The 23384-nt window shown below is 31.4% G+C and carries 15 protein-coding genes; 7 read left to right on the top strand and 8 right to left on the bottom strand.

The features are described 5' to 3' along the window. Positions 1–136 precede the first annotated feature (136 nt). Both mfd and ACFQ1U_RS03435 read left to right on the top strand, forming a co-directional pair. Complete coding sequence (gene mfd, locus ACFQ1U_RS03440; RefSeq protein ID WP_386105340.1) at positions 137–3466, top strand: transcription-repair coupling factor; 3330 nt, start codon at positions 137–139, stop codon at positions 3464–3466. A gap of 78 nt (positions 3467–3544) precedes the next feature. Then, positions 3545–4900: a TlpA family protein disulfide reductase gene (locus tag ACFQ1U_RS03435; RefSeq protein WP_386105338.1), complete on the top strand. Its 1356-nt coding sequence runs from the start codon at positions 3545–3547 to the stop codon at positions 4898–4900. Here the strand turns inward: ACFQ1U_RS03435 and ACFQ1U_RS03430 are convergent. Continuing rightward, the gene (locus ACFQ1U_RS03430; protein WP_386105336.1) at positions 4874–5989 is read right to left on the bottom strand and encodes a hypothetical protein; all 1116 of its coding nucleotides are present in this window, start codon (positions 5987–5989) and stop codon (positions 4874–4876) included. The genes ACFQ1U_RS03435 and ACFQ1U_RS03430 overlap by 27 nt on opposite strands. A 31-nt stretch (positions 5990–6020) precedes the next feature. Then, positions 6021–7118 (bottom strand): DNA-processing protein DprA, encoded by a 1098-nt coding sequence (dprA, locus tag ACFQ1U_RS03425; protein ID WP_386105334.1) that lies wholly within the window; start codon positions 7116–7118, stop codon positions 6021–6023. 69 nt (positions 7119–7187) lie between these two features. On the opposite strand from dprA, the gene ACFQ1U_RS03420 reads away from it, so the two are divergent. Both ACFQ1U_RS03420 and ACFQ1U_RS03415 read left to right on the top strand, forming a co-directional pair. Further along, the gene (locus tag ACFQ1U_RS03420) at positions 7188–8144 is read left to right on the top strand and encodes an HU domain-containing protein (RefSeq protein ID WP_386105332.1); all 957 of its coding nucleotides are present in this window, start codon (positions 7188–7190) and stop codon (positions 8142–8144) included. 73 nt (positions 8145–8217) lie between these two features. After that, positions 8218–8730 (top strand): acyl-CoA thioesterase, encoded by a 513-nt coding sequence (locus ACFQ1U_RS03415; RefSeq protein WP_386105330.1) that lies wholly within the window; start codon positions 8218–8220, stop codon positions 8728–8730. Here ACFQ1U_RS03415 and ACFQ1U_RS03410 read toward each other — a convergent pair. The 6 genes from ACFQ1U_RS03410 to ACFQ1U_RS03385 are packed head-to-tail and all read right to left on the bottom strand — an operon-like array spanning position 8727 to position 15436. After that, the gene (locus ACFQ1U_RS03410; RefSeq protein WP_386105328.1) at positions 8727–9773 is read right to left on the bottom strand and encodes an AI-2E family transporter; all 1047 of its coding nucleotides are present in this window, start codon (positions 9771–9773) and stop codon (positions 8727–8729) included. The two genes, ACFQ1U_RS03415 and ACFQ1U_RS03410, sit on opposite strands and share 4 nt — an antisense overlap. Beyond that, positions 9773–10981: a murein hydrolase activator EnvC family protein gene (locus tag ACFQ1U_RS03405; protein ID WP_386105326.1), complete on the bottom strand. Its 1209-nt coding sequence runs from the start codon at positions 10979–10981 to the stop codon at positions 9773–9775. Before ACFQ1U_RS03405 ends, ACFQ1U_RS03410 begins: the two co-directional genes overlap by 1 nt. Next, a complete protein-coding gene (locus tag ACFQ1U_RS03400) occupies positions 10981–11751 on the bottom strand; it encodes a DUF4292 domain-containing protein (RefSeq protein WP_386105324.1) in 771 nt (256 codons plus the stop codon). Before ACFQ1U_RS03400 ends, ACFQ1U_RS03405 begins: the two co-directional genes overlap by 1 nt. 4 nt (positions 11752–11755) lie before the next feature. Continuing rightward, positions 11756–12655 carry a tetratricopeptide repeat protein gene (locus tag ACFQ1U_RS03395; RefSeq protein WP_386105322.1) on the bottom strand — a complete coding sequence of 300 codons (900 nt, stop codon included), beginning with the start codon at positions 12653–12655 and terminating at the stop codon, positions 11756–11758. A gap of 55 nt (positions 12656–12710) precedes the next feature. Further along, positions 12711–13727 (bottom strand): sugar phosphate nucleotidyltransferase, encoded by a 1017-nt coding sequence (locus ACFQ1U_RS03390; RefSeq protein ID WP_386105320.1) that lies wholly within the window; start codon positions 13725–13727, stop codon positions 12711–12713. Positions 13728–13777: 50 nt separating this feature from the next. Next, on the bottom strand, positions 13778–15436 hold the full coding sequence (locus tag ACFQ1U_RS03385; protein WP_386105318.1) for an ABC transporter ATP-binding protein: 1659 nt from the start codon (positions 15434–15436) through the stop codon (positions 13778–13780). A 214-nt stretch (positions 15437–15650) separates the two neighbouring features. Between ACFQ1U_RS03385 and ACFQ1U_RS03380 the strand changes: the two genes are divergently transcribed. The 3 genes from ACFQ1U_RS03380 to ACFQ1U_RS03370 all read left to right on the top strand — a co-directional run bounded on the left by ACFQ1U_RS03380 (position 15651) and on the right by ACFQ1U_RS03370 (position 23382). Next, positions 15651–18692, top strand: coding sequence for a M4 family metallopeptidase (locus ACFQ1U_RS03380; protein ID WP_386105316.1), 3042 nt, complete (start codon positions 15651–15653; stop codon positions 18690–18692). Between the two features lie 239 nt (positions 18693–18931). After that, positions 18932–21445, top strand: a complete 2514-nt coding sequence (locus ACFQ1U_RS03375) for a GEVED domain-containing protein (RefSeq protein WP_386105314.1) — start codon at positions 18932–18934, stop codon at positions 21443–21445. A gap of 74 nt (positions 21446–21519) precedes the next feature. Beyond that, entirely contained in the window at positions 21520–23382 is a 1863-nt protein-coding gene (locus tag ACFQ1U_RS03370) for an ABC-F family ATP-binding cassette domain-containing protein (RefSeq protein ID WP_386105312.1), read from the top strand. Positions 23383–23384 lie beyond the last annotated feature (2 nt).

The raw sequence follows: 23384 nt of genomic DNA, 5'->3' as shown, positions 1-23384 counted from the left end.
ACTCAAAATTTAAATAAAAAGTTAGCGTGATAAATACGCTACTTTTCAAATACTGAAAAGTTAACAATAAGAAATCCCAAACCTACAATTTCCCCACAAAATATAATCCCCGTATCTTTGCAAAAATTTAGTACCGTTGAGTAAGCAAACTATTGTAAACTACTACCAAAACGCTTCAAAAGTAGCTTTGGTACAACAAGCGCTACAACAAGAGAAACACCATTTTCAACTTTCGAATTTGGTGGGGTCTTCGTTGTCTTTTGTCATATCTGAAACTTTTAAAACTGCCGATAAACCCTACTTGTTTATTTGTAATGATAAAGAAGAAGCGGCCTATTATTTAAACGATTTAGAGCAATTACTAGGTGAGAAAAACGTATTGTTTTATCCTGGTTCGTATCGTCGTCCGTATCAAATAGAAGAAACCGACAACGCCAATGTGTTGTTGCGTTCAGAAGTACTCAACCGTATTAACTCACGTAAAAAACCTGCGGTAATTGTTACCTACCCAACGGCACTTTTTGAAAAAGTAGTGACGAAAAAAGAGCTGGAAAAAAACACATTGAAGGTAACACGTGGTGAAAACCTATCACTCGATTTTATTAACGAAGTACTGTTTGAATATCATTTTAAACGTGTTGACTTTGTTACGGAGCCTGGAGAATTTTCGGTACGTGGAGGAATTGTAGATGTGTTTTCATTTTCTAACGATGAACCTTACCGAATTGAGTTTTTTGGTGATGAGGTAGATAGTATCCGAACCTTTGATGTAGAAACCCAACTTTCTAATGATAAACTTAAGAAAGTGAGCATTATGCCCAATGTAGAAAACAAAACCTTGCAAGAATCACGCGAGAGTTTTTTAAAATACATAGCGGCAAATACGGTGATGTTTGTTAAAAATAAAGATTTACTTACCGGAAATCTTGATAAGTTTTTTAGAAAAGCACAAGTAGAATTTGAAAAGTTATCTAAAGACGTTCAACACGCAAAACCAGAAGAATTATTTTGTAACGGCGCTGCTATCGAGAGTCAGTTAGCAGATTTTACCATTGGTTTTTTTGATAAAACAGCCTGCGATCAAAAAATTGAATTTTCAGTTCGCTCCCAACCTTCTTTTAACAAGCAATTTGATTTGTTAATTGAAGATTTAAACGTGCATCACAGCAAAGGATACACCAACTATATTTTCTGCGCCAACGAAAAACAAGCACAACGTTTCCACGATATTTTTGATGATGCCGATGAAGAAGTGCATTATGAAACGGTAGTTTTTCCAATTTACCAAGGTTTTATAGATGAAGATCAGAAAATTGTATGTTATACCGATCATCAAATTTTTGAACGTTATCATAAATTCAGATTAAAAAATGGATACGCCAAAAAGCAATCTATAACCCTTAAAGAATTAACCAATTTAGAAAAAGGAGATTATGTTACCCACATAGATCATGGTATTGGTCGTTTTGGAGGTTTGCAAAAAATAGATGTTGAAGGTAAAAAACAAGAAGCCATTAAATTAATATATGGCGATCGTGATATTTTGTATGTAAGTATTCACTCTTTACACAAAATATCCAAGTTTAACGGGAAAGATGGCAAACCACCCAAAATTTTTAAACTTGGTTCACAAGCTTGGAAAAAATTAAAGCAAAAAACCAAAACTCGAGTTAAAGAAATTGCTTTTAATTTAATTCAGTTGTATGCTAAAAGACGTGTTGAAAAAGGTTTTGCCTTTGGTCCAGATACACACATGCAACATGAGTTAGAAGCAAGTTTTTTATATGAAGATACTCCGGATCAGTTTACGGCAACGCAAGAGGTAAAAACCGACATGGAAAAAGATCAACCAATGGACAGATTGGTATGTGGTGATGTTGGTTTTGGTAAAACAGAAGTAGCTATTCGTGCCGCATTTAAAGCCGTAGATAACGGTAAACAAGTTGCTGTATTGGTACCAACAACTATTTTAGCTTTTCAGCATTTTAAAACGTTTTCTGAGCGTTTAAAAGATTTTCCGGTACAAATAGATTATTTAAACCGTTTTAGAACCGCAAAACAACGAAAAGGTGTATTAGAAGGCGTAGCAAATGGTAGTGTAGATATTGTAATTGGTACGCACCAATTAACAAACAAAGCAGTACAGTTTAAAGATTTAGGATTATTAATTATTGATGAAGAACAAAAGTTTGGAGTTGCTGTAAAAGATAAACTTAAAACTATTAAAGAAAACGTAGATACGTTAACGCTAACTGCAACACCAATACCACGTACGCTTCAGTTTAGTTTAATGGCAGCCAGAGATTTATCAGTTATAAAAACACCGCCACCAAACCGTCATCCTGTAGAAACAAATGTTATTCGTTTGTCTGAAGAAACCATACGTGATGCTATTTCTTATGAAATTTCTAGAGGCGGACAAGTATTTTTTATTCATAACAGAATAGAAAATATAAAAGAAGTTGCAGGAATGTTGCAACGCTTGGTTCCGTCTGCAAAAATTGGTATTGGTCACGGACAAATGGAAGGTAAAAAGCTAGAAGATTTAATGCTCGGTTTTATGAATGGTGATTTTGATGTATTGGTATCTACCACTATTATTGAAAGTGGTTTAGATGTACCAAATGCCAATACTATTTTTATAAACAATGCTAATAACTTCGGATTATCAGATTTACACCAAATGCGTGGACGTGTAGGTAGATCTAACAAAAAAGCGTTTTGTTATTTTATAACTCCACCTTATCATCACATGACAGAAGAAGCACGTAAACGTATTCAGGCGTTAGAAATGTTTTCTGATTTGGGTAGTGGTTTAAATATTGCCATGAAAGATCTAGAAATTCGTGGTGCTGGAGATTTATTAGGAGGCGAACAAAGCGGTTTTATAAATGATATTGGTTTTGATACGTATCAAAAAATATTACAAGAAGCTATTGAAGAGCTAAAAGAAAATGAGTTTAAAGATTTATATGCTGATGAACCTAATAAAAAGCCAAAAGAATACGTAAAAGACGTTCAAATTGATACGGATTTTGAAATATTATTTCCAGATGACTACATTAATTCAATAACAGAAAGACTTAGTCTTTATAAAGATTTATCTGAATTATCTTCAGAAGAAGAGTTACAACAATTTGAGAAAAATTTAGTAGATAGATTTGGTGAATTACCAGCTCAGGCTCAAGATTTATTAGATAGCGTAAGAATTAAAAAGCTTGCTAAAGATTTAGGGTTAGAAAAAATCATTTTAAAACAAAAAAGAATGATTGGTTACTTTGTTTCTGACCAACAAAGTGATTATTACCAAACCGAAGCGTTTACCAAAATGCTGCGTTTTGTACAGCAAAATCCAAAGCGTTGCGTAATGAAAGAAAAGCAAACCAAAAAGGGATTACGCTTGTTAATTACCTTTATAAAAATAGATACAGTTGGTAAAGCTTTAGAGGTTTTACAACAAATTTAAGTAAGGCATATACCACTTTTCAGACTTTATCGTTATAAAACCGTACATTTAAATGGTTAAAACAGAAAAGATAAAGAAATGAAAAAGTGGTTTTTTTGCTTATTACTACTTCAAGTATCATTAATTAACAGTCAAAAATTACAATTTAATATTGCTAATGATACTATTAACAACAAGTTACTAATTACCTCTGTAAATGATGAGGTTTTAGAAACAATAGTAATTAAAGAAGATAAATTTGAGGTAACTAGTTTAAACTTAGAATCTGGTTATTACTTGCTTAAAAAAAATGACAATCCTGTTGTTTTATATCTTAAAAAAGATGATGATTTAACTATTAGTTACGATGCAAGTAACTTTTACAAAAGCATCATTTTTACCGGAAAAGGTTCGGATAGAAACTCATATTTACTAAGTAAACAAACAGATTTACTAGACAGTAAAGGTAGGTTAACACATTTTTACAAGAAAAAATTTTATTCAGGTTCAGAACAAGATTATGTGAAACGTTTGGATGCTTATTACAAAGATCGTTTTGGGAGTTTATTTTCGAGCAGATTAGGTAAAGATTTTGAAAATGAAGAAATGAAAGACCTGCAATATGCTTACTCTTTAGATTTATTAAAATTTGCCGATGCAAAGAAAAAATATGATTTTTTAGATAGTGTAACACCCTCACGCTCATTAACAGAACCTTTAACCTATATTCATTTTGATAATCAACAATTGTATGACAAATACCCATCATACAAAGCTTTGAGTATTTTAAAATGGAAAAAAGACATAGAGAAAGAAGAATCTTACCTAATGATGGAAGATATTTTTGGAGGTATTAGAAATAAAAACTTGCAACAAGCTGTATTAGAAAGTTTATATGAATCATTATCGAAAGAAGATTTACAACAATCTAAAAAATACTACAAGCTTATAAAAAATAATGCTTCAACGTTAACACTACTGTCAAAAGCAAAAGCAAAATATGATGTAATTAGACAGGTAGAAGCTGAGAAAAACCTATCTAACTTTAAATACACAGATACAGATGGTTTATCAGTACAACTTTCTGAATATACAGGAAAGTATATTGTAGTTAACGTTTGGTCTACGATTTGTAAAAACTGTTCAAAAGACTTTGAAAAAATAGCAAAGTACAAAGACAAATACAAAGACTATAATATTGAATTTGTTAGTATTGCATTGGATAAAAAAGATAAATTTGATACTTGGTTATCTATTTTAAAAGAAAATAATATTGAAGAAAATCAATTGTTTTTTGATGGTTCTAAATCAAAATTCATCAATGCTTACGATGTAAAATCTATTCCCAGTTTTTTACTTATTTCTTTAAAGGGTGAGGTTATTAATGATGAAAAAACAAGATCATCTTTAAAGAAAACCATGAAGGTTTTAGACGGAATTATTAATGCTCTTTAAATCTTTTTCAGATCGTTGTTGAAGGTTTATAATACGTTTTGTACTAACATCTTCATAATTTCTTCTTACAAAAGTTAGGGTGTAATCTAGTATTTCACCCATAGTTTTACAATCTTTAAAGTTAATATCTTTGGTAAAATCGAAGATTTCTTTTTGCAAACGATCAATTTTTTCAGGTGTAGAAATATGATCATGTTTCATACATTTTAATAAATGCACTAAACGTTTTCTTGAACTTAAAATACGTTTTGCAATAATAGATCGCTCTTCAACTTTATATTGCTCAATAGAAGAGTCATTTAAACGTTCTCCTACCAATTTAACCATTGGGAAGTTTTCTTTAAAAAACTGAGGATAATATACCTTAAAACGCCCCTCATAGCATTGTTGATCAAAGTCAATAGGTCTAATTCGATAAATAACGTTTTCAAAATCATGTACAGGAACAATAACGTAGTTGTAAGAGCGCATATCACCTAACAAACGAATTAAACATCGTTCATTAAATTTTACAAATTCTTTAGCTATTTGTGATTTTTCTGATTTTGTACATTTTTCTAGGCGTTCTTTAATAAAAACATCTCCCGGAACACCTGCAATATGCTCTTCAATTAACGTGTCTTCATACACTAAGTAGTTTAGGTTATAGGGAGATAACATGTCTTCTAATTCTAAACCATAAATACGAGAAGCATCTGTTTTTTTTACATAAAAATAGGTGTAATTATCATTTAAAATATTTCTAACTTTAATTCTGAATGGTTTTGAATTACCAAATGTACAGAAGTCAATAGCATCAATATTTAAGTATTTTAAATTATCTTCTTGTCCGTTAGAAAGTAAAATATTATACACCTTTTTTAAGCTAGTATCTATTTCTTCACGTTCAAATTCAGAATAAAAAACACGAATCCACAAGGTATCATTATCATTTTTGTCATACACAGAAATTGCTCCTTGAAAACGCAACAAATCATCATAAAAAATAGGAATTTGTATCGTCCTTCCGTGTTTTTTTAAGTACCTATACAATACTTGATTAACTGGAAAAGCGGGTTTCTTTTTAGAAATTAATTTCTCTTTAGACATACATTGAAGATTATTTCTTCAAAAATACGGATTACACTTCAAACATTTTGCCTGGTAAGGGTTTTATAACGTTTTTTAATTCCATTTGTAATAATATTGATGATAGTTGATATACTGGAATTTCACACTCAAAAGCAATTACATCTAATAATTGTTTGCCATTTTTAAGCAAGTAATCATAAATTTTTTGTTCTTGATTATTAAGATTAACAAACAAGGCAGTTTGATGAGGTTTCGCATTTTTTTGATGTTCCCATTGCAGTAGGTTTATAATATCTTCGGCATTGGTAACCACATGTGCCTGATGATTTTTTAGTAAATTATTACAACCTGTACTGTATACATCTGTTGCTCTTCCGGGCAAAGCAAAAACATCTCTGTTGTAAGAATTGGCAATATCGGCGGTTACTAATGAGCCTCCTTTTTCTGCAGATTCTACAATTATTGTTGCTTTTGATATGCCAGCCACTACCCTATTTCTTTTTAAAAAGTTTTCACGTAAGGGTGTTTCATCATGCCAAAACTCCGTAATGAATCCTCCATTTTTAACAACATCTTTTATATACTTTTTATGTGTTTTAGGGTAAATTTGATCCAAACCATGTGCTAAACAAGCAATGGTTTGTAAGTTGTTTTCTATGGCAGCTTTGTGCGCACAAATATCTACTCCGTATGCAAAGCCACTAACAATTACAGGATTGTAAATTGCTAAATCTTTTATTAATTCTTTACAAAAATCTCTTCCGTAGTTGGTGATATTACGAGTTCCTACAACAGAAATTATTTTCTGATTTTCTAGGTTAATAGCACCATCATAAAAAAGAAATATGGGTGCATCTACGCAATTTTTAAGGTTTTGAGGATAATTTTTATCTAAAAAATATGCATATTTTGTATGAGTGTTCTCTATGTATTCAAACTCTTTAATTGCTTTTTCTTTGGTTGTATCATCACATAAGTTTTTAGCAAGTTGTAAGCCTATTCCGTCTATTTTTTGAAGCGATTTTAAATTTTCATTAAACACCTGCGCAGCACTTCCAGTAGTTTGAATTAATTTTTTAGCAATTATATCACCAACTTTATCGGTAGCCTGCAAACGTAGTACTGCAAGCAACTCTTCTTTTTCCATAGCAAACAATTTGAAAATCAATATACAAAAATATTTGTTGATAACTAATGCCGCCGTTATCTTGATTTAATGAACAAAAAAACTACTTTTGTTAGTATGAACGTAGCCAGTTATATTAACGATTTATTGTATAGATACGATTGTGTAATTGTACCTAATTTTGGAGGTTTTGTTACCAACAAAATTAGTGCTAGAGTGAATAATTTTACCCATACTTTTAATCCTCCAGCAAAACAAATTACATTCAATTCGCATTTAAAACATAATGACGGTTTACTGGCTAATTATATTGCCTCTTCTGAAAATATAACTTTTGAAGCTGCTGTGAAAAAAATAGAAGAAGCTGTTTTTTTATGGCAAGAAAGTTTACAAACTAATGCAGTAACGATAGATGCTGTTGGTACTTTAGCATTAAATGAAGAAAAGCAATTGGTTTTTGAGCCTAATAAAGCAACAAATTACTTAACAGAAGCTTTTGGCTTAAGTACCGTACAATCATCTGCAATAGAGCGTTATAAGCAAGAGGTTAAACCGCTTCCTGTAACTAATGATGAGGTTGTTACAAGTCCATCATCAGAAAAAAGAATTATTCCTGCTTTCATTAAATATGCAGCATCAGCTGCAATATTAGTTATATTAGGAACTGCTGGTTATAAAATGCACGTAACAAGTCAAGAAAAAGAAGCGTATTCTAAGCAGTTAGAAAAGGTAGATGAAAAAATACAATCTGCAACTTTTGTAATAGATCAACCGTTACCAGCAATTAATTTAACAGTTGAAAAGGCAATTACTAAAGAATTCCACTTAATAGCTGGTTCTTTCCAAAAAGCAGAAAATGCTGATAAAAAGTTACAACAATTAATTAATCAAGGTTATAATGCACGTATTTTAGGTGTAAATAAATGGGGATTAATTCAGGTTGCTTTTGATAGTTATGAAACTAAAGAAGAAGCAAAAAAAGAGTTGTACACGATTCAAAATCAAGTAAACCCAGATGCTTGGTTATTGGTTAAGAAATTCGATTAAATCCTAGTATTTTACTAACAAAGACTATCTGCTATTACTGGTGGATTGCCTATCTTTGCTCAAAATTTATTTGATGAGAGCAAAAACACCTAAAGAATCATTAACTGTTTTAACAGACTTAGTTTTACCAGGTGAAACCAATTATTTAGACAATCTTTTTGGAGGAGAACTTTTAGCAAGAATGGACAGAGCTTGTAGTATAGCTGCTCGTCGTCATTCTAGAAGAATAGTAGTAACAGCTTCTGTAAACCATGTAGCGTTTAGTAAATCTGTTCCTGTTGGTAGTGTAGTTACACTAGAAGCAAAGGTTTCAAGAGCATTTAAATCTTCTATGGAAGTTTTTGTTGACGTTTGGATAGAAGACCGTCAATCAGGTGAAAAAACAAAAGTTAACGAAGGTATTTACACTTTTGTAGCAGTGGATGAAATAGGTAAACCAACACCAATTCCTGCTATTGAGCCTGAAACAGAATTAGAAAAGGTTCGTTTTGATGGTGCTTTACGAAGAAAACAATTAAGTTTAGTATTAGCAGGTAAAATGAAAGCTTCAGAAGCTACTGAGCTTAAAGCTTTATTTACAGACTAATTTCTTTTTTTGGTGATATCTTCTACATCACCATTTTCAGATAACATAATAGCGATAGGTCGTGTTTTTTCAAACTGAGAAAACACGATTATCATTATTACTGTAATTGGTACCGATAAAATCATACCAGTTATTCCCCATATTTTTCCCCAAATAGCTAGTGCTAAAATTGTTACTAACGGACTTAAGTTTAATGATTTTCCAAAAACTTTTGGTTCTACAATATTTCCTACAACTACCTGTATAGCACCTACAGCAATTAAAACCACTAAAAAAGGAGTGTATTCACCAAACTGAATTAAACTAAAAATAGCAGGGAAAACGGTTCCTACTAAAGAGCCAATGGTTGGAATATAGTTTAATAAGAAGATTAAAAAGGCCCAAAATGGCGCACTATCTATTCCTACCATAATTAATATAATATAGCTTAAAACCCCTGTTAAAAGGCTTACGTAGGTTTTTAAACGAAGGTAATTAGTGATAGAAAACTCAATTTTTGATGTTAAATCTTGAATTTGATCGTATTTATCGGAATTTGCGAATATTTTATCAATCTTTTTCACAAAGCTACTTTCTTCAAGAAAAATAAAAAGTGCATAAATTACAATCATAAAGGTATCACCAAGCATCCCGCTTAAACCATTGGCAATATCACCTAAAACAGAGCCGTAATCAAAATCACCAATAACAGATTTCATAGATTTAATAACATCTACATGTAAATAATTATTTAAACCTTTTATAATTTTATCTACATTAGGTTCATATTGATCATAAGATGAGGTAACTTCGGTAATACTAACAGTTATAATCTCCGATATAAAACCAAAGGTTAATATTATTAACGTGAATACAAAAACATTACTTAACCAATTTGGAATAAACCTCTTAGCAAACGGTATTCTGTATATACTTTTTCTAATTTCCCTAGTTAAAAACCAAAAAATAAATGCAAAAACAAAAGGAATTAAGATACCTTTTCCTACTACTAACAACGTAATAATAGCAACTGTTACAATAATAAATTGTGTTGTGTTTTTCATTATTTATTTTCTATCCAGTGAGATGGGTTTAAACGTTTTATATTTTTAAATAACACAAAACCTAGATCCGTTTTTCCAGTAACTTTATCTGTAAAAATAGAACCTAACGCTTTTCCAGTAGTTATCTTCTGCCCTACTTTTACATATACATCTTTTAGGTTGTTGTAAGCCGTAATATAATCTCCATGTTGTATCATTACAGCTTTTCTACCTTTAGATAAGGTTTGAATAGATAATACCTTACCATTAAATACACTTTTTGCTTTATCTCCAGCTTTGGCTCTAATATGTAAACCAGTACTGTTTATAGTGATACCTTTAAATGTTGGATGTGGTTGCACACCAAAACGTCTGGTAATTACACCGTCTACTGGCCAAGGTAAGTTCCCTTTATTTTGTTCAAAACTGGCCTTGAGGGTTTTTTCTTCTGCAGAAAGAAGTAGCTCATTTTTCTTAGATTCTTTTTTACCACGGTTAGCTTTAGCAATAGCATCTTTAATTAATTTATCTATTTTTTTAGCTAAAGTTTTTTCTTCTTTTATTTTACGCTGTAACTCTCTTTTGTATTTTCCTTCTTGGTTTTTAATTTTACTAACAATGGTTTCTTGCTCTTTTTTATCTTCTTCAATAGCTTTTTTTTGTTTTTCTTCTGAAGAAATTAAAAGTTCTTTTGCCTTTTTTTGTTTTTTTAATGAATCGTTTACTGCAACAATATTATTAGAGGTTTCAGCAATAACAGCAGCTTGTTTTTTTCTGTAATCTTTATATTGTTCCATGTATTTTAATCGCTTGTAAGCTTGGTAAAAACTTTTTGACGATAGTAAAAACATGGTTTTACTTTGTTGTGATTTGCTTTTGTAAGATTTTACCACCATATCGGCGTAATCTTTTTTAAGCGTTGCTAATTCTGAGTTTAGTTGAGATAGTTTTTTTTCGTTTTCTGCAATTTCTTTTCCTAGTTCCTGAGTTTCTAGTTCAATTGTCTCAATTAAACGTTCTCGAACGGTTATTTTTTGATTAATATCTTTTAAATCATCCAAAGCACTTGTTTTTTCTTTTTTAGTTTTAAAAAGAAGGTTGTTAACTTTGGCAATCTCTTTATTTAGCTTTTTTCTACGGTTTTCTAGCTCTTTTCTAGATTGTGCTTGCAAAAGCATACAAGAAAAAAGAAGGCTTAAAAATGATATGTAAAAAAGCTTTTTGTTCATTATAGTTTAATTTCTTTATATCCTTTCGGAATTTTAAAAGACATGGCAACATTGGTATTTATCGCTACAGAACGTAAATCCATTTTTATTTGTGTTGTTTTACTGTTTTCTTTTGCTGAAATAAGTAGCTCTTTTGGTAAAAGCGTTCCTTTTTTACTTACGTAATTTTTGTAATTAACATCCAATCGTTGATTTTTTTCAATACTAACTAAAGATTGTTTGTTAAGCTTAAAATTTGTAGGATTTATCCAGTAAAAAATATCAAACAGCTCTGGTTGTTTTTTAGGTGATAATTGGTATGATTTATTAGCAATTATCATTTCTTGCTTACTTTTTTTAACATCTTCTATAGATTGACCTAATAACATGTTTTGCAATTGGTAAAAGTTAACTTCAGTACCTAATAATTCTTTTAGCATACTAAAATCACCTTCAAAATAATTCTTTTTGTAAGGTGAATAAAAACTAACTTTTGTTGGTGTTATTTTGGCTTTAAAAACAGTAATTAATTTGGTGCCTTTTATCCAAATTACTTCATCTTTTTTAAGACTCATTTTAACGCTAAAACCTATTGATTCATCATTGTCTTTGTAGGTAACTTTGTATTTAGCATCAATAGTTTTTTTATTAAAATTAGCTGCTACGTGTTTTTTTGCAACTTTTCTGGCAGACATTGATTTAATACCAGAAGCATCGGTAATATTTTTACTCGATTTACAGGAAATAAAAACAGCCAAGAGGCCTAAAAAAAGATAGTTTAAAAACTTCATAAAATTACTTTAGTTTTTTTTGATATTTAGTTGCGTTTTTAGTGTCACCCAATGCTTTGTAAGCTTTTACAAGTTGTGTGTAAAAACGGTTTTCTAATCGTTTATCATCTATAACAAAATCAATACCATTTTGTAAAGTTTCTACTGCTTTTTTATAAGCTTTCTTCTTTATAAATGCTTTTCCGTTCATTAAGTACACAAAAGGTTGTGCTGGATATAAAGCAATACCTTTTTCACTATACGTTAACAATTCAGGATTATTATCTTTATCTAGTTTATTTAACAGTTTTGTAAGAGTTTTATAAGAGTTTGTTTGGTTAAATGCTTCTTTTAAGTCTCCTTTTATTTCTTTTTTGGTAGTATTTTTAACTACTTTAGAAGGCTTTTTTTTGTCCAAGCGCTCTTTAATTTTACGTAATCTTGGACTTAACAACTTAGCATCTGCCAGCTCATTTAATACTGTTATGGCTTTTTTAGGTTTTCCGTTTAAAAGATGCAAATACACTAATTGCCTTTTTTTCTTCGGATATTTTTTAGCTATTAACAATTGGGTATCAATTGCATTATCAAAGTCTCGTCCTCTTTTGTATACAGCAACTAAGTGTTCAAGCAACCATAAGTTTTCGGGTTCTTGTTTTAATGCTTGTGAAACATATTCAATAGCTTCTGGAATTCTATTTAGAGCGAAATAATTTTTAGATAATTCAAATAATACAGACTTGTTATTTGGAATAAGCTCATTACAGGTTTCTAAATTTTCAATGGCTCTTTGCGGGTTATTTATAGCCTTTTCTGTAATAGCTTGAAAGAAATTTTCTTGAAATTCTATTAGTTTTTGCTCATCAATATCTGCATGCATAGGAATACTATCTTGTGCATGTGCAGATAAAGAGAAAAGAATCAAGAACAAGCAATTAAATGCAAATCTTGATTCTTTTATTTTTATAACGTTACGTATTTTATGTAAGTTCTGTATAATCACCTATGCTTACTGATGTAAAATTACCATCAAATTTAGCAAAATTACCAATCATTGCTTCATTTAAGGTTGCATTGGTAATAGTTACATTATTTTGAATTAAAGAGTTTTCTATGGTAGAATTTTCAACCACACTATTATGACCTATAGAAACATATGGTCCAATAGTGGTGTTTTTTAAAACCACGTTATTACCAACATAACAAGGTTGAATAATTTTAGCATTCTCTAATATCACATCATCGGCAACTAAATTATTACCATCTTGCTGTTCAAAAGTTAATGTTTGCTTGTTGGTATCTACTGTTGGGTTTTTCTTTCCACAATCCATCCAAGCATCTACAGTACCTGGAATAAATTTAGCTCCTTGCTCTTTTAATGATTCTAATACATTAGTTAATTGATATTCACCTCTTTCCTTAATATCATTATCAATTAAATATTGAATTTCGTTTTTAAGTTTGTCACCATCTTTAAAATAATAAATACCAATAATGGCTAAATCAGAAACAAAATGATCTGGTTTTTCAACAAAATCTGTTATATAGCCGTCTTTTAATTTAACTACTCCAAAAGCACTTGGGTCTTCTACCCTTTTTACCCAAATTGCTCCGTCTGCATTAGCATCTAATTTAAATTCTGCTTTAAAAAGAGTATCAGCAAACGCCACAACACAAGGTCCAGATAATGAGTTTTTTGCACAATAGATGGCATGTGCCGTTCCTAATGCTTCCTCTTGAACATATACAGAGCCTTTTGCACCTAAGCTTTCGGCTATACTTATTAATTTTTGAGAAGTATCGGCAGGAAAACCTTTAGCAGCAGGGCCAATAATAAATGCAATTTCTTCTATTTGCTCATTAACCACTTTGCTTATATCTTCAACTAATCTTTGTACAATGGTTTTACCAGCTATAACTGTTAATGGTTTAGGAGTGGTTAACGTATGCGGACGCAAGCGTGAACCTATTCCTGCCATGGGTACAATAATCTTCATAATTTTTACTTTTACGTTGCAATATAATACTAATTAAACGTTTGAAAAAGCTAAATACCCTTAGGGATAGCATTTATTAACGTTTTTGTATAGTTTGAATTAGGTTTTTGATAAATATCATCGGCATCACCAAGTTCTTCAATACGTCCTTTATTCATTACAACTAATTGATCTGCCATATATTTCACTACAGATAAATCATGAGAAATGAAAATGTAAGTAAAATTAAAGTCAATTTTTAAACTATTTAGCAAATTTAAAACTTGTGCTTGAACAGAAACATCTAAAGCAGATACAGATTCATCACAAATTATTAATTTTGGTTGTAAAGCAATGGTTCTGGCAATACCTATTCTTTGACGTTGACCTCCAGAAAATTCATGCGGGTATCTATCAAAATGTTCCGGCTCTAACCCTACTTTTTGTAGTAAACTAATTACAAACTCCTTTCGTTCTTTGTATGAGTTTAAAATCCTATGAACTTTCATTGGTTCTATAATTGCCTTACCTACGGTAATTCTTGGGTTTAAAGATGAAAACGGATCTTGAAAAATAATTTGAATGTCTTTTCTTAATCTCTTTAGTGTTTTAGAGTTTACTTTCGTAATGTCTTGATCTTTGTAGTAAATTTGTCCGGAAGTAGCCTTTTCTAACTGTAAAATTGTTCTACCTAGCGTAGTTTTTCCGCAACCAGATTCCCCTACTAAACCTAAGGTTTCTCCTTCATAAATTTTAAAAGAAACATCATTTACAGCTTTAACTATGTTGTTTTTTTGAAACCATCCACCTTCAGAAATAAATTCTTTGCTAAGGTTTTGAATTGTAAGTAATGGCGGTTTACTGTATATTTTTTGATGAAACTTTTTTCGTTCTTCTTTGGTATAAACACTTGTATCAACAGAATTATTTATAAAATTGGTAACTGTTGGTAATTTGTTTAAGCGAACCTCTAAGCTAGGTTTAGAGTTAATAAGTGCTTTTGTATAGTTTTTTTTAGGGTTTTTAAAAACTTCATTAGCAGTTCCTTGTTCTACAACTTTACCTTTGTAAAGAACTAAAACATCGTCAGCAATTTCGGAAACTAAACTTAAGTCATGGGTGATAAAAAGAATACTCATGTTCGTTTCTTGCTGAAGTTCTTTAAGTAATAAAATTATTTCTTTTTGTACGGTTACATCTAAAGCAGTAGTTGGTTCGTCAGCAATTAAAACTTTTGGTTTGCAGGCAATTGCCATTGCAATCATTACCCGTTGTTTTTGTCCGCCACTAATTTCATGAGGATATGCATTGTATATACTTGTAGCTCTTGGTAATTTTACTTTTTCAAATAATGAAATTACTTCTTCTTTAATTTCATTAGTAGTGAGATTTGTGTGTTGTTGAAGAATTTCTGCAACTTGAAATCCGCAAGTTAAACTTGGGTTTAAAGAGCTCATAGGTTCTTGAAAAATCATGGCAATTTCTTTTCCACGAATATTTCTAAAGTTCTTTTCTGATGTTTTAAGTAAATCTTGGTTATCAAAAATAATTTCCCCTGAAGTTTTAGCAGAATCAGAAAGTAAACCCATTAAGGCTAAAGAGGTTAATGATTTTCCACTTCCACTTTCACCAACAATTCCAAGAATTTTATTGGTTTCAATAGAAAAAGACACCTTATTCACTACGGTGTTTTCATGAAATTGGATAGATAAGTTTTTAACTGTAATCATAAGTTAGCTTCAAAAGTAATCAATATTTAATTCTAATAATAGTTGCGATTTTTTTAAAACTTAACTTTAAAAGTTAAAAAATTGTTAATCAATATTTTATATTTGTAATGGAATTAACAAAAAATTAAGATTTTTGATGAATATAACACTATTCATTCACCCCCGAAATTGTTAATCCAACAAGTAATTAGTAGTAACCTTAAATTTTTGTCAAATGAAAAAACAATTACGCAATGGTTTTTTCTTAAGTCTTATGCTATCAGTGGCAGTAACAACTGTAGCTCAAGATAAAAAGAAAGCACCTAAAATGGTAACTTTCCAAAAGTCTGAAAAAGTATCTAGTACTTCACAAGCTTTTCAGCGATTAGGTCTAAAATCCAATGATGAATTACGATTAAAAAGAACTAAAACAGATAAGTTAGGCTTTACACATCAAGAGTTTGAACAGTTTTACAAAGGAGTTAAAGTTGAATTTGCAACTTATAAAGCGCATAGTAAAAACGGAGAAATTACTTCAATGAATGGTGATTTTTTTAAACTGAATAATATTGCTACCAAAGCATCTTTATCAAAAGAGGTAGCCTTACAAAAAGCGTTATTAGATATTGGAGCATCAGAGTATTTATGGGATTATCCAGAACAAGCTAAAATTATGGATAATTATCAAAAACCAGCAGGTGAATTGGTGATACTTCCAGCTGATATTTCTAAAAAAGATAAGCCAGCATTAGCTTACAAGTTTGATATCTATGCAACCAAACCATTAAGTAGAAATCATGTTTATGTAGATGCTAAATCAGGTGAAATTTTATTTAAAAATCCTATAATTAAACACCTTGGTGAACATAGCCATGGAGCCAAAAGACATAAAGAAGTTGTAGATAAATTAGAAGATTACTTCATAACTGGTACGGCAGCAACAAGATATAGTGGAACTCGATCTATAGAAACCACACAAAGTGGTGGAAATTATATTCTAAGAGATAATACACGTGGAAACGGCGTAGAAACTTACGACATGAATATGGGTATAAGTTATAATAATGCTGTAGATTTTACTGACAATGATAACAACTGGACAGCAGCAGAGCATAATAACGCTCAAAAAGATAATGCTGCTCTAGATGCACATTGGGGAGCAGAAATGACTTATGATTATTTTTTACAAACCTACAATAGAAATAGCTTTAATGGTAATGGAGCGGTGATAAAAAGTTATGTTCATTTTGATTTGGTTGAGTACGGATATCCTAGTCAGGATAATGCTTTTTGGAATGGAAGTGTAATGACCTATGGTGATGGTACAAGTTTTTCTCCATTAACCTCTATAGATGTTACAGCTCATGAAATTGGACATGCAGTTTGTACTTATACAGCAAATCTTGTTTATTCATATGAATCTGGAGCCATGAATGAAGGTTTTTCAGATATATGGGCGGCAGCGGTAGAACATTTTGCAAAAGGAAATGGAAGTGAAACGGCACCTGATAATGCAATTTGGTTAATTGGAGATGAAATTGGAGGGCCTATAAGATCTATGTCTAACCCAAATGCACATGGTCAACCAGATACTTATCAAGGAACAAATTGGTATACAGGTTCTGGGGATAATGGAGGGGTTCATTATAATTCAGGAGTATTGAATCATTGGTTTTACTTATTAACTGTAGGTAAAACAGGAACGAATGATAATGGGGATTCTTATGATGTTTCAGGAATAGGTATTACAAAAGCAGCAGCTATAGCTTATAGAACTGAGAGTGTATATTTATCATCAAATTCACAATATGCAGATGCAAGAACAGCGGCAATTCAAGCGGCGGAAGATTTATATGGAGCAGATAGTCCAGAAGTAGAAGCTACTACCAATGCTTGGCATGCAGTTGGTGTTGGCGCGCCATTTAATGGTGGTGGAGGTAATCCAGATGTTTGCCAAGTCGGTTCAGTAGATTTATCAATTACTTTTGATAATTATCCAGAAGAAACTTCTTGGACTTTAAAAGATGCATCAGGAACAACTATAGAATCTGCAAGTTATTCAAGCTCAAATCCAGATGGGTCAACAGTTACTGTAAGTTTTGATAACTTATCAGAGGGCGAATATACTTTCACAATTAATGATTCTTACGGAGACGGAATTTGTTGTTCTTATGGTAATGGATCTTATACTTTATCAGGTTCTGAAGGGGTGATTGCAAATGGAGGTAATTTTGGATCATCTCAAAGTACTGTATTTTGTATTGAAGGAAGTTCAGGGCCAGATACAGAAGCACCATCTGCACCTTTAAATCTTCAAGCATCATCCATTTCTCAATCAGGAGCAACTCTTAACTGGGACGCTTCTACTGACAATATTGCTGTAGTAGGATATAATGTTTATCAAGGTACATCTTTAGTAGCCAATGTTTCTAATACATCATTTTCTATTTCAGGACTATCAGTTAATACTTCTTATACTTATAACGTGTCAGCTATAGACGCTGCAGGTAACGAATCAAACACAAGTTCAGTTTCTTTTACAACATTGGGTGGTTCTGTATCATATTGTAGTTCAAATGGAAATAATTCATCTTATGAATGGATAGATTATGTAGCTTTTGGAGGAATGACAAATAGTTCTGGTAATGATGGTGGTTATGCTGATTATACAAGTAGTGTAGCTACAGTAGCCGTAGGAAGTACTAATCAAATTACAATTAGTGCTGGCTTTAGAAGTTCTTCGTATACAGAATTTTGGGCAATTTGGATTGATTTTAATCAAGATGGAACTTTTGATGATACCGAAAAGGTGGTTTCAGGCTCGTCATCAAGTGCTAATAACTTAACAGCAAATTTAAACGTACCTTCAACAGCAACTGTAGGAAGTACCAGAATGCGTGTTTCTATGAAATATAATGCAGCACAAACAGCTTGTGAGTCATTTACTTATGGAGAAGTTGAAGATTATACTGTTACTATTACAAATAGTAGTGCATTTTCATCAACAGTTACTAACAAAGAGGTAACATTAGGTAATGAAAAGCCTTCAAGTATTTTGGCATATCCAAATCCGGCATCTAATTTTATTAAAGTTCAGTTATTAAGTAAAGATATAATCCAAGCTGATTATAAAATTACAAATTCAATAGGCCAAGTTGTATTAAAAGGTAAACTAGAAAATGGAGTTATTTCAACGAGTAATCTAGCTAAAGGTATGTATGTATTAGAAATTAATGATGGACAAAAAACATTAATAACTAAACTGATTAAACGTTAATATTATATTTTTGATAAGGTTTGATGTTAAAATCAAGCCTTATTTTTATTTTTTTAACATTTTAACTGCCATAAGTTGTTTAAAATAAATAAAATGTTTTGTAATTGTTAAATTAAATTTATATTTGTCGCCATATTAACAAAATTTTAAGAGTTTTTATGTGTTTATCTTTATAAAAAACTCCTGTCCCCACTAAAATTGTTAATATTAATTAGTATTAACCCAAATAAATCTAATTCATGAAAAAAATTACTCTAGCACTTTTGTGCTTATTTCTTGTTGTAGCTGTAAAAGCACAAGAAAGAAGAAATTGTCACTCTATGAATAATTTAGAGTATAGACAATCACTAGACCCCTCATTACAGCAAAGAATGGCTGAAATTGAAACATTTACTCAAAGAAAGATTGCAGAAATGCAAAATTTACAATCAAGAGTAGATGGTGAAATTATTACTATCCCTGTAGTAGTTCACGTAATTTATAGTAATTCACAAGAAAATATTAGTGTTGCACAAATACAATCTCAATTAGATGTTTTAAATGAAGATTTTAGAAGAACTAATTCAGATGCAAACAATAAATGGTCTCAAGCAGCAGATACTCAAATAGAGTTTCAGTTAGCAACTATAGACCCTAATGGAAATACAACAACTGGTATTACAAGAAAATCATCTACAAGAACTTCATGGGGAACTAATGACGCTATGAAAAGTTCTGCGCAAGGTGGTGTAGACCCATGGAATACTTCTGAGTATTTAAACATGTGGATTTGTAATATTGGTGGAGGAATTTTAGGATATGCTCAATTTCCAGGAGGTAGTGCATCTACAGATGGAGTAGTAATGAGTCCTCAATACTTTGGTAGTTCTGATAAAGGTTCTGGATTTTATCTATCAGCACCTTTTGATAAAGGAAGAACAACTACACACGAAGTTGGACATTTCTTAAATTTACGTCACATTTGGGGTGACGGTGCATGTGGAGCAGATGATTTTGTTTCAGATACACCAGCTTCTGATGCTGCAAACTATGGTTGTGCATCTGGTCACGTTTCTTGTGGTTCTGAAGACATGGTAGAAAATTACATGGACTATTCTGATGATTCTTGTATGAATTTATTTACAGTTGGACAAAAAAATAGAATGCGTGCTGTTTTAGAGCCAGGAGGTTCTCGTAGAAGCCTTGCATTGTCTGATAAATTTGATGGTGGTACACCGCCACCACCAGCAGGATGTACTACTGTTGTTAATTCTTTCCCTTATGGTGAAGGTTTTGAATCTGGTGATGGATGGACTCAAGTTTCAGGAGATGACGGAAATTGGGTAAGAAGAAGTGGAAGCACACCATCTTCAAACACGGGACCTAGTGCTGCTAATGAAGGTTCATTCTATTTATTCTTAGAAGCTTCTACAAATGGAAGTGCAGGTCAAATAGGATCTAACGGTACAGCTATTTTAGAAAGCGCTTGTTTTGACTTATCTGGAAAATCAGGAGCAACTTTTAGCTTTAAAAATCATATGTATGGTTCTAACGTAGGATCATTAAAAGTACAAGCACAGAAAGAAGGAGAATCTTCATGGGTTGATCTATGGAGTGATTCTGGAAACAAAGGAAACCAATGGAACTCAGAGTCTATTAACTTAAGTGCTTATTTAGGTAGTAAAGTTAAGTTAAGAATTGTAGGAACCACTGGTAACGGATGGTCTAGTGATATAGCTGTAGATGATTTATCAGTAACTACAGGAGGTGGATCTACACCAGATACACAAGCACCAACAACTCCAGGAAATGTATCTGCTTCAAATGTTACTCAAACAAGTGCAACTATTAGCTGGAATGCTTCTTCTGATAATGTAGCAGTAGTAGGATATGATGTTTACAGAGGTTCAACTTTAGTAAATAGTGTAACAACTACATCTGTAAATGTTTCAGGATTAACAGCAGCAACTAGTTATACTTATTCTGTTAGAGCGAAAGATGCCGCTGGAAATGTTTCTAATGCTGGTTCAGTTAGTTTTACTACTCAAAGTAATCAAGTTTCTTATTGTAGTTCTAACGGAAATAATTCATCTTATGAATGGATTGATTATGTTGCTTTTGGAGGTATTGTAAACAGTACTGGAAACAACGGAGGATATGCAGATTTTACTAGTCAAGTAGGAACTGTAGCAAGAGGATCTTCAAGTCAAATTACTATTAGTGCAGGATTTAGCAGTTCTTCATATACAGAATTTTGGGCTGTATGGATTGATTTTAACCAAGATGGTACATTTGCTGATAGCGAAAAAGTAGTATCAGGTTCATCATCTAGTGCTAATAATTTAACAGCAACTGTAAACGTGCCAGCATCTGCTAATTTAGGAGCTACAAGAATGCGTGTTTCTATGAAATATAATGCAGCTCAAACAGCTTGTGAATCGTTTACTTATGGTGAAGTAGAAGATTATACTGTAAACATTACTAATGGAGGCGTTAGAAATGCATATGCAGCAACTGGTGCAAGATTAGGTAATGAGCGTGTTGCAGACGTAATGGCTTATCCTAACCCAGCTACAAGTTTTGTACAAGTTAAATTAAATACTCGTGATTATTCTAACGCAACTTATAGAGTTGTAAATACATTAGGACAATCTGTATTATCTGGAAAATTAGATTCTGGTACTTTAAATGTATCAGCTTTAAATCAAGGATTATATATTTTAGAAGTAAATGACGGACAAAAATTATTAACTACTAAGTTAGTAAAGAAGTAAGTCTAGCTTTATAAAAACTATTAAACCCAAGCAATTTGCTTGGGTTTTTTGTTTCTTTGCACAAATTTATATTGATGAATTATTTAACTGTAGAAAATATCTCCAAAGCATATGGAGAACGTGTGTTGTTTGAAGACTTATCTTTTGGAATTAACAAAGACCAAAAAATAGCGTTTGTTGCTAAAAATGGTAGTGGTAAAACATCAATATTAAACATAATAGCAGGTAAAGACACCCCTGATTCTGGACAGGTAGTAAGTAGAAAAGGACTGCATATCGCATATCTTTCACAAGAACATGATTTTGATGTTACAAAAACAATTGAAGAAACTATTTTTTCTACAGAAAATACTATTCTTCCAATTATAAAGCAGTACGAAGCTGCTTTACAAAATCCTAATGATGCAGAAGCATATCAAAAAGCATTTGATTTAATGGATCAACACAATGCATGGGATTTTGAAACACAATACAAACAAATTTTATCTAAACTAAAGTTAGATAACCTACAACAAAAAGTAGGAGCTCTCTCTGGAGGACAACGTAAACGTTTAGCTTTAGCTATTATTTTAATTAATAAACCTGACTTATTAATTTTAGATGAGCCTACTAACCATTTAGATTTAGAAATGATAGAATGGTTAGAAGCCTTTTTCGCTAAAGAAAAAATAACATTGTTTATGGTAACGCATGATCGTTACTTTTTAGAGCGCGTTTGTAATGAAATTATAGAGTTAGATAACGGTCAATTATACAAATACAAAGGTAATTACTCATATTATCTTCAAAATAAAGAAGAAAGAAAAGCACTAGAGGCAGTTAATTTAAGCAAAGCCAAAAGTTTGTATAAAAAAGAGCTGGATTGGATGCGTCGTCAACCTAAAGCACGTACAACAAAATCTAAATCTAGAATTGATGATTTTTTTGAGATTAAGCAGAAAGCACATCAACGAAGAAAAGAACATGAAGTTCAATTAGAAATTAACATGGAACGTTTAGGAAGTAAAATAGTAGAACTTCATAAACTTAAGAAATCGTTTGGTGAAAAAGTAATTTTAGACGGCTTTGAATATGTTTTTAAAAGAGGTGAAAGAATAGGTATTATTGGTAAAAATGGAACCGGAAAATCATCATTTTTAAATATTTTAACTCAACAAATACCTTTAGATGGCGGAAAAATAGTTGTTGGTGAAACGGTAAAATTTGGATATTACACACAGAAAGGTATTGAAATAAAAGAAGGGCAAAAAGTAATTGAGGTAATTAAAGAGTTTGGTGAAGAGATTCCGTTAACGAAAGGAAGAAGAATTTCAGCAGCCCAATTACTAGAACGATTTTTGTTTGATAGAAAAAAACAATATGACTTTGTTGAAAAGTTAAGTGGAGGAGAGCAGAAGCGATTGTACTTATGTGCAGTGTTAATACAAAATCCAAATTTCTTGATTCTTGATGAGCCAACAAATGATTTAGATGTTGTAACATTAAATGTTTTAGAAAGCTTTTTATTAGATTATCCGGGTAACTTAATGGTAGTTTCGCACGATCGTTATTTCATGGATAAAATTGTAGATTCTTTATTTGTTTTTAGAGGAAAAGGAGTAGTGGAGAATTTTCCTGGAAATTATTCTGATTTTAGAGCTTATGAAGATTCTAAAGAACCAGAACCTAAAACTGATAAAAAAGAGGCTGTAAAACAAGAAAAAACACCTTCAAAGGGAAAGTTAAGCTACAATGAAAAGCGAGAATATGGAGTTTTAGAAATTGATATTGAAAAACTTCAAAAGAAAAAAGAGAAAATAGAAACTCTTTTTGCTAATGGAGAAATAGCTACAGATGATATTAATGAGAAGTCTTTAGAATTACAGCAAATCATAGAAGACATAGAAACCAAAGAAGAGCGTTGGTTTGAATTATCTATGAAATTAGAAGGGGAGTAATA

The sequence above is a fragment of the Tenacibaculum geojense genome (assembly GCF_042676005.1).
GTDB lineage: Bacteria > Bacteroidota > Bacteroidia > Flavobacteriales > Flavobacteriaceae > Polaribacter > Polaribacter geojense.
This window is presented reverse-complemented; position numbering and strand designations above follow the sequence as displayed.

Coding starts and splice junctions, on each gene's coding strand:
- ACFQ1U_RS03435 (WP_386105338.1), top strand. CDS start 3,545: ATGAAAAAGTGGTTTTTTTGCTTATTACTACTTCAAGTATCATTAATT.
- ACFQ1U_RS03430 (WP_386105336.1), bottom strand. CDS start 5,989: ATGTCTAAAGAGAAATTAATTTCTAAAAAGAAACCCGCTTTTCCAGTT.
- dprA (WP_386105334.1), bottom strand. CDS start 7,118: ATGGAAAAAGAAGAGTTGCTTGCAGTACTACGTTTGCAGGCTACCGAT.
- ACFQ1U_RS03420 (WP_386105332.1), top strand. CDS start 7,188: ATGAACAAAAAAACTACTTTTGTTAGTATGAACGTAGCCAGTTATATT.
- ACFQ1U_RS03415 (WP_386105330.1), top strand. CDS start 8,218: ATGAGAGCAAAAACACCTAAAGAATCATTAACTGTTTTAACAGACTTA.
- ACFQ1U_RS03410 (WP_386105328.1), bottom strand. CDS start 9,773: ATGAAAAACACAACACAATTTATTATTGTAACAGTTGCTATTATTACG.
- ACFQ1U_RS03405 (WP_386105326.1), bottom strand. CDS start 10,981: ATGAACAAAAAGCTTTTTTACATATCATTTTTAAGCCTTCTTTTTTCT.
- ACFQ1U_RS03400 (WP_386105324.1), bottom strand. CDS start 11,751: ATGAAGTTTTTAAACTATCTTTTTTTAGGCCTCTTGGCTGTTTTTATT.
- ACFQ1U_RS03390 (WP_386105320.1), bottom strand. CDS start 13,727: ATGAAGATTATTGTACCCATGGCAGGAATAGGTTCACGCTTGCGTCCG.
- ACFQ1U_RS03385 (WP_386105318.1), bottom strand. CDS start 15,436: ATGATTACAGTTAAAAACTTATCTATCCAATTTCATGAAAACACCGTA.
- ACFQ1U_RS03380 (WP_386105316.1), top strand. CDS start 15,651: ATGAAAAAACAATTACGCAATGGTTTTTTCTTAAGTCTTATGCTATCA.
- ACFQ1U_RS03375 (WP_386105314.1), top strand. CDS start 18,932: ATGAAAAAAATTACTCTAGCACTTTTGTGCTTATTTCTTGTTGTAGCT.
- ACFQ1U_RS03370 (WP_386105312.1), top strand. CDS start 21,520: ATGAATTATTTAACTGTAGAAAATATCTCCAAAGCATATGGAGAACGT.